Annotated in this window: 9 protein-coding genes, 1 tRNA gene and 1 pseudogene; 5 read left to right on the top strand and 6 right to left on the bottom strand. The window is 76.2% G+C overall.

The genetic code is table 11. From position 1 onward, the window contains the following. Positions 1-758: aspartate kinase (locus EJA20_RS17165; RefSeq protein ID WP_164984046.1), on the top strand; the 758-nt coding region annotated here is incomplete at its 5' end. After that, entirely contained in the window at positions 755-1,846 is a 1,092-nt protein-coding gene (locus EJA20_RS17160) for an aspartate-semialdehyde dehydrogenase (RefSeq protein WP_129339746.1), read from the top strand. The genes EJA20_RS17165 and EJA20_RS17160, both read left to right, overlap by 4 nt. Positions 1,847-1,933: 87 nt before the next feature. On the opposite strand, the gene EJA20_RS17155 is transcribed toward EJA20_RS17160, so the two are convergent. The 4 genes from EJA20_RS17155 to EJA20_RS17140 all read right to left on the bottom strand — a co-directional run bounded on the left by EJA20_RS17155 (position 1,934) and on the right by EJA20_RS17140 (position 6,940). Beyond that, positions 1,934-3,064, bottom strand: a complete 1,131-nt coding sequence (locus EJA20_RS17155) for an N-acetylglucosamine-6-phosphate deacetylase (RefSeq protein ID WP_129339748.1) — start codon at positions 3,062-3,064, stop codon at positions 1,934-1,936. Positions 3,065-3,372: 308 nt separating this feature from the next. Then, positions 3,373-3,446 (bottom strand) — tRNA-Pro (locus EJA20_RS17150). Positions 3,447-3,524: 78 nt separating this feature from the next. After that, the gene (locus tag EJA20_RS17145) at positions 3,525-4,490 is read right to left on the bottom strand and encodes a metallophosphoesterase (protein WP_129339745.1); all 966 of its coding nucleotides are present in this window, start codon (positions 4,488-4,490) and stop codon (positions 3,525-3,527) included. Then, entirely contained in the window at positions 4,487-6,940 is a 2,454-nt protein-coding gene (locus EJA20_RS17140; protein WP_129339744.1) for a transglycosylase domain-containing protein, read from the bottom strand. The genes EJA20_RS17145 and EJA20_RS17140 overlap by 4 nt, the downstream gene beginning before the upstream one ends. A gap of 327 nt (positions 6,941-7,267) precedes the next feature. Between EJA20_RS17140 and EJA20_RS17135 the strand changes: the two genes are divergently transcribed. The 3 genes from EJA20_RS17135 to EJA20_RS17130 are packed head-to-tail and all read left to right on the top strand — an operon-like array spanning position 7,268 to position 8,287. After that, entirely contained in the window at positions 7,268-7,579 is a 312-nt protein-coding gene (locus tag EJA20_RS17135; protein ID WP_129339743.1) for a WhiB family transcriptional regulator, read from the top strand. A 30-nt stretch (positions 7,580-7,609) separates the two neighbouring features. Further along, on the top strand, positions 7,610-7,768 hold the full coding sequence (locus tag EJA20_RS18875) for a Sp36 family protein (protein WP_164984045.1): 159 nt from the start codon (positions 7,610-7,612) through the stop codon (positions 7,766-7,768). Positions 7,769-7,771: 3 nt separating this feature from the next. Further along, positions 7,772-8,287 carry a RidA family protein gene (locus EJA20_RS17130; protein WP_129339742.1) on the top strand — a complete coding sequence of 172 codons (516 nt, stop codon included), beginning with the start codon at positions 7,772-7,774 and terminating at the stop codon, positions 8,285-8,287. Between the two features lie 67 nt (positions 8,288-8,354). Here the strand turns inward: EJA20_RS17130 and EJA20_RS17125 are convergent, their stop codons facing one another. Both EJA20_RS17125 and EJA20_RS18870 read right to left on the bottom strand, forming a co-directional pair. Continuing rightward, on the bottom strand, positions 8,355-9,032 hold the full coding sequence (locus tag EJA20_RS17125; protein ID WP_129339747.1) for a Crp/Fnr family transcriptional regulator: 678 nt from the start codon (positions 9,030-9,032) through the stop codon (positions 8,355-8,357). Positions 9,033-9,180: 148 nt separating this feature from the next. Then, positions 9,181-9,625 (bottom strand): annotated as a pseudogene (locus EJA20_RS18870) (hypothetical protein); the annotation flags it as partial.

Here is a 9,625-nt window from a genome sequence, read left to right as displayed (position 1 = left end):
ACGTCGACGGCGTGTTCACCGCGGACCCGCGCATCGTGCCGTCCGCGCGCAAGCTCGACCGGATCAGCTACGACGAGATGCTCGAGATGGCGGCGAGCGGTGCCAAGGTGCTCGTGCTGCGGTGCGTGGAGTACGCGCGCCGCTACGGCGTCCCCGTGCACGTGCGCTCGTCGTTCTCGACGCACACCGGGACCCTGGTGACCGACCGGCCCCGCACGACCGAGGGAGAGGTGCCCATGGAGCAGCCGATGATCGCCGGCGTCGCGCACGACCGGTCCGAGGCCAAGATCACGGTCGTCGGCGTCCCCGACGTGCCGGGCAAGGCCGCGCGCATCTTCGAGGTCGTCGCCGGCGCGGGCGTCAACATCGACATGATCGTGCAGAACGTGTCCGTGGCCCGCACCGGGCTGACGGACATCTCCTTCACGCTGCCCGCCACGGACGGCCCCGCCGCCACGGCCGCGCTCACGGCGCACCAGCCGGGCATCGGGTTCGCGTCGCTGCAGTTCGACGACGCCATCGGCAAGCTCTCGCTCATCGGCGCGGGGATGAAGTCGCACCCCGGTGTCTCGGCGCGGCTGTTCGCCGCGCTGTCGACGGCCGGCATCAACATCGAGATGATCTCGACCTCGGAGATCCGCATCTCGGTGGTCACGCGGGCGGACTCGCTCGACGAGGCCGTGCGCGCGGTGCACACGGCCTTCGACCTGGACGCGGAGACGGCCGAGGCCGTCGTGTACGGAGGGACCGGGCGATGAGCGCGGCAGCGGAGCAGCAGGCCTCGGGGCGTCCCGGCGTGCGGGTCGCCGTCGTCGGTGCCACGGGGCAGGTCGGCAAGGTCATGCGGGCGCTGCTGGAGGAGCGCGACTTCCCCGTCGCGAGCATCCGGTACTTCGCCTCCGCCCGTTCCGCCGGCACGACGCTGCCGTGGAGGGGCGAGGACGTCGTCGTCGAGGACGTCGCCACGGCGGACCTCTCGGGCATCGACCTCGCGCTCTTCTCGGCCGGCGCCACGGGCTCGCGCGAGCACGCCCCGCGGTTCGCCGCGGCGGGCGCGGTCGTCGTCGACAACTCCTCCGCCTGGCGGCGCGACCCGCAGGTGCCGCTCGTCGTGTCCGAGGTGAACCCCGGCGCCCTCGACGAGATCCCCCTCGGCATCGTCGCGAACCCCAACTGCACGACGATGGCCGCGATGCCCGTCCTCAAGGTGCTGCACGAGGAGGCCGGCCTGCGCCGCCTCGTCGTGTCGACCTACCAGGCCGTCTCGGGCTCGGGCCTCGCCGGCGCCCGCGAGCTCGACGAGCAGGTCCGCGCCGCCGTCGAGCAGGACACGCTCGCGCTCGTGCACGACGGGTCCGCCGTCCGCTTCCCGGAGCCGCAGAAGTACGTGGCGCCCATCGCGTTCGACGTCATCCCGCTCGCCGGGTCGATCGTCGACGACGGACTGGGGGAGACCGACGAGGAGCAGAAGCTGCGGAACGAGTCGCGCAAGATCCTCGACATCCCCGACCTGCTCGTGTCGGGCACGTGCGTCCGCGTGCCGGTGTTCACCGGGCACTCGCTGTCGATCAACGCGGAGTTCGAGCGGCCGATCAGCCCGCAGCGCGCCACGGAGCTGCTGTCGACGGCGCCGGGCGTCCAGCTCGCCGACGTCCCGACGCCGCTGGGCGCCGCGGGGCAGGACCCGTCCTTCGTCGGGCGGATCCGCGCCGACGAGGGCGCGCCGGAGGGCCGTGGCCTCGCGCTGTTCGTCTCGAACGACAACTTGCGCAAGGGCGCGGCGCTCAACGCGGTCCAGATCGCCGAGCTGCTCGCGACGTACCGGTTCGCGGGCGCTCCGGCCTGACGCGCTGCACCCCACGGGCCCCGGTCGTCGACCGGGGCCCGTCGGCGTCCTCCCCGGCACGCGGGCGGGCGGGGCGTGGCGGGGCGGTCAGGCCAGCCGGAGGCCGTCCGCCCAGACGCCCTCGACCCGGAGGCCGTCCCCGAGCACGACGAGGTCGCCGGCCATCCTGGGCCGGAGCCGGCCGAGGCGGTGCCCGAGGCCGAGGGCGGCGGCCGGCGTCGCGGTGAGCGCCGCGACGGCCGCGACGAGGTCGAGCCCGACGACCTGCACGGCGACCCGCAGCGCGGTGTCGAGCGTGAGGGTCGAGCCCGCGATCGTGGAGGTGCCCGCGACCGTCGCGAGGCCGTCGTGGACCGTCACGTCGAGGGCGCCGAGGCGGTAGTCGCCGTCCGGCGCTCCGGCACCGGCCATGGCGTCGGACACGAGCGCGAGGCGACCCGGCGCGGCGGCGGCGAGGACGCCGACGAGGGACGGGTCCACGTGGTGGCCGTCGAGCACGACCTCGAGCGTCACCCGCGGGTCGCGCAGCGCCGCGACGACCGGGCCGGGCGCGCGGTGGTGGATGCCCGCCATCGCGTTGAAGGCGTGCGTGAGCAGGGTGGCGCCGGCGCCGAACGCCGCCGCGGCCCCGGCGGCGTCGGTCTCCGTGTGCCCGACGGCGACGACGACGCCCGCGCCGACGAGCCGGCGCACGGCCGCGTCCGCCCCGGGCAGCTCCGGCGCGAGGGTGACCTGCCGCAGCGTGCCGCGGGCCGCGGCCAGCAGGGCGTCGACGTCGGCGGGCCGCGGGGGGAGCAGGTGCGCCGGGTCGTGGGCGCCGTGCCGGCCCGGGGCGAGCCACGGCCCCTCCAGGTGGCTGCCGAGCACGAGCGGGTCCTCGTCGGCGAGGTCCGCGACCGCGGCGAGGGACCGGGCGAGGTCCGCCACCGGCCGGGCGACCAGGCTCAGCACGGAGCGGGTGGTGCCGTGCGCGCGGTGCACGGCGAGCGCGGTCCGGGCGGCCCCGACGCCGTCGTCGAACGACGCCCCACCACCGCCGTGGCCGTGCAGGTCCACGAAGCCGGGCACGAGGAGACGGCCGGCGACGTCGACGACCTCGACGTCGTCCGGCGCGGGCGGGCCGCCCGTGCCGGCCGCTGCGATGCGCCCGTCCCGCACGAGCACCCAGGCGTCCGGGACCTCGCCGTCGGCGTCGACCCGGTGCGCCCGGACGAACAGGGTGCCGAGCGGGGGCCGCGCCCGCGCCGCGCCCGTCGCCCGGCCCTGGGCCACGGGACCCTCCGGGGGTCGCGTCGTGCCGGTCACGTCGCCGCCGGCCGTGGTGCTGCCTCTCGTCGCCCCGTCGCTGCCGCTCACAGGGGCATCCTGCCGTCGTCGGCCGCCGTGGGCGGGACGTGGCCACGCGCGGGGCGGCGCGACCACCCGGGCGACCGCGCACCGCCACGGGCGCCCGCACCCGGGGACGACGAAGGGGCCGGACCTCACGGTCCGGCCCCTTCACGCCCTCCTCGCGGAGGATCCCTGGGTCGGGGTGGCGGGATTCGAACCCACGACCTCCTCGTCCCGAACGAGGCGCGCTACCAAGCTGCGCCACACCCCGGGGAGCCTGACAAGAGTACCCGACGCGCGGGGCAGGTCGGGACACCCGACCGGGCCGGGGCGGGCCGGTCCGGGCCCGTCAGGCCCGGTCGGGGCCGGCCGTGCCGACGGGGACGAGCGTGAGCAGCGTCGCCTCGGGGCGGCAGGCGAAGCGCACCGGCGCGTACGGGGATGTCCCGAGGCCGGCGCTGACGTGCAGCCAGCTCGAGCCGGACCCGCCGGTGCGGTCGGGCCGGGGCCCCGGCCAGCCGTGCAGCCCCTTGACGCGGCCCGTGTCGAGATCGCAGTTCGTCACGAGCGCGCCCAGGCCCGGCACGCAGATCTGCCCGCCGTGGGTGTGCCCGGCGATCGCGAGGTCGACCCCGTCCGCGTGCAGCGCGTCCAGCACCCGCCGGTAGGGCGCGTGCGTGACGCCCACCAGCAGGTCGACGGCGCCGCTCGTGCGCGCGTCGTCGGGGCCGCCGGCGGCGGGGTAGCGGTCGAGGTCCAGGTGCGCGTCGGAGGTCCCCACGAGGGCCACGCGCCGCCCGTCGACCTCGACGACGCCGCGGCGGTTCTCCAGGTCCACCCAGCCCGCCGCCGTGAAGCGGGCGACGAGCTCGCGCCAGGGCAGGTCCTGGTGGTCCGTGCGCGGTCGGCGCGAGTCGCGCAGGAGGTAGCGCGCGGGGTTGCGCGGGACCGGCGCGACGTAGTCGTTCGAGCCGAGGACGAACGCGCCGGGGACGGCCAGGTGCGGCTCCAGGGCGCGCAGCAGGCCGGGCATCGCGTCGAGGTGCGACCAGTTGTCGCCGGTGTCGACGACCATGTCGGGCCGCAGCGAGGCGAGGTCGCGGACCCAGTCGATCTTGCGCCGCTGGCCGGGCATCAGGTGCAGGTCGGACAGGTGCAGCACCCGCAGGGGCGACTGGCCGGAGGGCAGGACCGGCACGGTCACCTCGCGCAGGGCGAAGAGCGACCGCTCGACGAGGCCGCCCCAGGCGAGCGCCGCCGTGCCCGCGAGGGCGGCCGCGCCGACCGCCCGGCCCAGCGTGCGGGCCGCGGTCACCCCTCGGTCCCGGGCTGGCCCTCGCCCTGGCCGCCGCCGCCGTCCCCGCCGCCCTGCCCGGCGTCGGGGGCGGGGGGTGCGGGGTCGGCCGGGGGGGTCGTCGGCGCCGGCGGCTGACCGTTCGACAGCGTCAGGGTGATCGTCGCGCCGGTCGTCGACGTGCGGGCCGACTGCTGCGCCACGGCGCCGTCCGGGAGGGTCGAGGACACCCGCTCGGAGGCGACGCGGACGCGGAAGCCCGCCGCCTCGAGGGCGCTCGTCGCGGCCCCGACCGACCGGCCGACCACGGAGGGGACGCTCACGCGCCGGCCCACCACCTGGTCGTTCTCCGGGGCGGCGAAGGGGGGCACGCTGAGGCCCGCCATGGCCTGGTCCATGAACCGCACCCACGTCGGCGCGGCGATGGTCGACCCGTACATGTTCCGCACGACGCGCCCGTTGACGCGCACGCCCTGCATGGGCTGCCAGTTGTCGGCGTAGCCGACCCAGACCGCGGCGGAGCGCAGGGGGTTGAAGCCGACGAACCAGGTGTGCTCGTTCTCCGACGTGGTGCCCGTCTTGCCGGCCGCCGTGTAGGAGGGCCGGTCGACGCCGCTGGCCGTGCCCGTCCACACGTTGCTCAGCGTGTAGTTCATCGCGTTCGCGATGCGGGGCTCCAGCGCCTGCCGGCAGCCCGCGTCGGGCACCGGCAGCGCCTCGCCGGCCGCGTCGAGCACCTGGGTGATGGCGATGGGGGTGCAGTACACCCCGCCCGAGGCGAACGCGGCGAAGGCGCCGGCCATGGACAGGGGGGTGGTGGAGTCCGAGCCGAGGACGGTGGAGGGGTAGGCGTCGAACTCGCCCGTGTTGTCCTCGCTGCCGCCCGCCTTCACCACGCCGAGGTCGGCGGCGCCGGCCATGATGTCGCAGAGGTCCAGCTGGGTCGCCATCGTGAGGTAGGCGAGGTTGACCGAGTTCTTCGTCGCGTTGAGGACCGTCATGTTGCCCGCGCCGCCCTCGGCGTTGCCCGGCGTCCACGAGCGGTTCGGGAAGCGGCTGCCGCACGCGGTGAACATGTTCTCGTTCAGCGGGCGCACGCTGCCGTTGACGACCTCGCTGAGGTTGCGGCCCTTCTTCAGCCACTCGAGCAGCGTGAAGGGCTTGAAGGTCGACCCCGGGGGGAAGCCCGTGCTGCCGCCGTAGGTGTAGCTCGTGCTGTAGTTCACCGAGGTCTCGCGCTCGGTCTGACCCGTCTCGTTGTTGTACGTGCGGTTCTGGGCCATCGCCGTGATCCGGCCCGTGCCGGGCTCGACGACGACGAGGGCGCTCGCGATGCCCGACGGGTCGTCGACCGGGACGCCCGCCTTGACCTCCGTGTCGGCGGCCGTCTGCTCGCCCGGGACGAGGGTCGTCGTGATGTCCAGCCCGCCGCGGTAGAGCAGGGAGACGCGCTCGTCCTGCGTCTCGCCGAAGGCCGGGTCGTTGCGGATGACCTTGACGACGTAGTCGCAGAAGTACCCGGAGCCGGCGATGACGTCACCGGCGGACATGCAGCCGAGCTTGGGCTGGGAGACGCGCAGGGTGTCGACGAGCGGCGTCGCCGTGCCGGTGGCGAACTCCTCGTCCGTGATCCTGCCCTGCCGGTGCATGAGGGACAGGACCGTGTTGCGGCGGACCTGGGACGCGTCGGGGTTGCGCACCGGGTCGAGCGCCGTCGGGCTCTTCGTCACCCCGGCGATCGTCGCGGCCTCCAGGTACGTCAGCTCCGCCGCCGGCTTGCTGAAGTAGAACTGCGCCGCCGACTCGGCCCCGTACACGGAGACGCCGAACTGCGCGATGTTGAGGTAGCGCTCGAGGATCTGGTCCTTCGAGAGCCGCTCCTCGAGCGTGAGGGCGAGCTTGGCCTCCCGGAGCTTGCGGGCGTAGCCCGCGTCGCCCTCGTCCTCCCGCGCCGCCGCGAGCGCCGCCGCCCGCGCCTCGGGGGTGTCCTGCTCCAGGGCCTGCTCGACGAGCACGTTCTTCACGTACTGCTGCGTCAGGGTCGACGCGCCCTCCTGGCCCCCGGAGCCGGCGAGGTTGCGCAGCAGCGCGCGACCCATGCCCGTCGGGTCGACCCCGTTGTGCTCGTAGAAGCGCCGGTCCTCCACCGCGACGACGGCGTCGCGCAGGGACGGCGAGATCTGGTCGAGGGACACCACCACGCGGTTCTGGCTGTAGAACGTCGCCAGCACCGTCCCGTCCGCGGCGCGGATCGTCGACTTCTCCGGCAGGGCGGTCTCCTGCAGCTCGCCCGGCAGGTCGTCGAACGCGGTGACCGTGACCTCCGTGGCCGTGCTCGCGGCGGCGACCGACGGCAGCAGCAGGCCGGCGGTGAGGAGGCCGCCGACGCCGGCGACGAGCACCAGGCTCAGCAGCAGCGCGAGCGCCTGGAACCCGGTGACCTGACGGCGGGCACGGGGGGGCTGGGGCATGGCGCACAGGCTAACGGCGGGCACCGACGGCGCCGAGGGGCGGTGGTGCCCGGGGGGCACACCTGCACCGGATGTCCACACGGCGGCACGCGCCGCGCCGGCCCGGGCGCGGGCGGCGCGGTGGGCGGCGCGGTGGGCACGCGACCACGGCGCGGGCGACGTGTGACGCAGGCGACACCGGGCCGGGCCGAGACCACCTCCTCAGGGTCTACTCAGGGGCCCGGAGCACGCGTTACCGTCCGGTCCGGAGAGGGACCTGGACCCACCCGCCGGGGGGCGGCGGGTGCCGGACGCCACGGCGGCCGGGCCAGGTCAGGGGGAGGCGGCATGAGCATCCTGGCGGCCGAGGGCCACTGGAGCGCGCAGGCGTCGTGCGGACGGGACTACCCGGCGGACGCGCTCTTCGTCGAGGGGTCCGCGCAGCGCGAGGCCCGGTCCGTGTGCGAGCGGTGCCCCGTGAGGCTGCAGTGCCTCGCGGACGCGCTGGACAACCGCATGGACTTCGGCGTCTGGGGCGGGATGACCGAGCGGGAGCGCCGGGCGCTGCTGCGGCGCCGGCCCGACGTCCGCTCGTGGCACGAGGAGCTGCTCGGCACGCAGGTGCCCGTCCCGGCCCTCGAGCGCGCCGCCGCCCGCTAGGACCCGGGACGCCCGGCTAGGGTGACCGGCATGGCCACCACCCGCTGGGAGTACGCGACCGTCCCGCTCATCGTCCACGCGACGAAGGCGATCCTCGACCAGTGGGGCGAGGACGGCTGGGAGCTCGTGCAGGTGCTCGAGGGCGGGACGGGCCTCGTCGCCTACCTCAAGCGCCCCCAGGGCGCCTGAGGCGTGGGCGCCGCCGACCGCCTCGCGGGGCTCGGGCTCGAGCTGCCGCCGGTCGCGGCGCCGGTCGCGGCCTACGTCCCGGCCGTCCGCACGGGGGCGTACGTCCACACCTCCGGGCAGCTGCCCTTCCGTGACGGCGCCCTGGCCGTGACGGGCAAGGTCGGCGTGGGCCCGGGCCTCGTCGACCCGGCGACGGCCGCCGACCTGGCCCGGACCGCCGCGCTGAACGCGCTCGCCGCCGTCGCGTCCGTCGTCGCCGGGGACGCCGGTGCGGGCGGCGGCGGCGCCGTGCCCGCCGACGCGCTCGACGCCGTCGTCCGGGTCGTCAAGGTCGTCGTGTTCGTCGCCAGCGACCCCGGCTTCACAGGTCAGCCGGCGGTCGCCAACGGCGCCAGCACGTTGCTCGCGGACGTCCTCGGTGCCGCCGGCGTCCACGCGCGCTCGGCCGTCGGGGTCGCGGTGCTGCCGCTCGACTCCCCGGTCGAGGTCGAGGTCCTCGTGGAGCTCGGGGCGCCCTGACCCTCCCCGCGGCGCTGCGGGGAGGGCGGGTCGGGCGGTCGACCGATCGGCGGACGAGCCTCACGGCTCAGCGCGCGCGGCGCTCCAGCCGGTCGACGTCCAGCAGGACGACCGCACGGCCCTCGCGCCGGACCCAGCGGCGCGCCGCGAAGTCGGCGAGCGCCTTGTTGACGGTCTCGCGGGAGGCGCCGACGAGCTGGGCGAGCTCCTCCTGCGTGAGGTCGTGCGCGACCCGGACGCCCTCGTCGGTCTGCTCCCCGAAACGGGTGGACAGGTCGAGCAGGGCCTTGGCCACGCGCCCGGGGACGTCGGAGAAGACGAGGTCGGCCAGGGCCTCGTTGGTCCGCCGCAGCCGGCGGGCCAGGGCCTGCAGCAGGTGCTGCGCGACGCCCGGGTTGAGCTGCAGCCAGGTGACGAGGTCCGCGTGCGCGAGCTCGAGCACGGCTCCGTCGGCGACGACGGAGGCGGTCGCGGTCCGCGGACCCGGGTCGAAGAGCGACAGCTCGCCGAACATCTCGCCGGGTCCGAGGACGGCCAGGAGGTTCTCCCGGCCGTCGTTCGAGCGCCGCCCGAGCTTGATCTTCCCGCTGCGCACGACGTAGAGCCGGTCACCCGGCTCGCCCTCGTGGAACAGGACCTGCCCCCGGACCACCTCGTGCGTCTTCATGCGCTCGACGAGCGTCGACGAGGACTCACGGTCCAGTCCGGCGAACATCGGCGCGGACAGCACGACGTCGTCAGGCACGAGCACCCCACCCTCTCCTGGCCTCGTGCCAGGCATAGACCGGACGACGCCCCCGTCCCGTCCGCGACCACCCGGGGCCGCTGCGGCCCCGGGCCCAGTGTGCCGCATGCCACGCACGGGACCCGGGACCCGGGCCCCCGGAGCGCGGTCAGCGGTCGGTGGGCAGGGGCCGGGACAGCGCCTGCAGCACCCCGGGCGGGTCCTGGACCACCCGGTCGAGCAGCTCGTCGGTCGCCGCACGGAGCGCCACGACGACGCCGGCCTCGTAGGCGGCCAGACGGTCGTCGAGGTCCCGGAGCTCGCCGAGGCGCCGGACGGCGCGGACGCCCGGCGGGTCGCCGGGGGTGCCCGCGCGGCCGTCCGGGGACCCGAGGTCGGGCCCGCGCCCCTCGGGCCGTGCCGGCGGGAGGTCCGGACCGTGCCGCCGGACCCGGTCGGCCTCGCGCGGCGCGCCTGCGGCAGGTCCGGCGTCCCTCTCGCCGGGCCATCCCCCCCGCGCCGCGCCCTCGGCCCCGCCGGCCTCGCCGTCCGCCGGGCCTCCGGGGACGGACTCCGCCGTGCCGCCGCCGGCGGCCCGGGCGCCGCGCGCCCCC

The organism is Cellulomonas endophytica, from assembly GCF_004123805.1.
In the GTDB taxonomy this organism is placed as follows: domain Bacteria; phylum Actinomycetota; class Actinomycetes; order Actinomycetales; family Cellulomonadaceae; genus Cellulomonas; species Cellulomonas endophytica.
Note: the sequence above shows the minus strand (reverse complement) of the source record. Positions and strands in the feature narration are given on the sequence as shown.

What these genes read in the sequence shown, in the direction of transcription:
- EJA20_RS17160 (WP_129339746.1), top strand. Translation starts at nt 755, where the DNA reads ATGAGCGCGGCAGCGGAGCAGCAGGCCTCGGGGCGTCCCGGCGTGCGG.
- EJA20_RS17140 (WP_129339744.1), bottom strand. Translation starts at nt 6,940, where the DNA reads ATGCCCCAGCCCCCCCGTGCCCGCCGTCAGGTCACCGGGTTCCAGGCG.
- EJA20_RS17135 (WP_129339743.1), top strand. Translation starts at nt 7,268, where the DNA reads ATGAGCATCCTGGCGGCCGAGGGCCACTGGAGCGCGCAGGCGTCGTGC.
- EJA20_RS18875 (WP_164984045.1), top strand. Translation starts at nt 7,610, where the DNA reads ATGGCCACCACCCGCTGGGAGTACGCGACCGTCCCGCTCATCGTCCAC.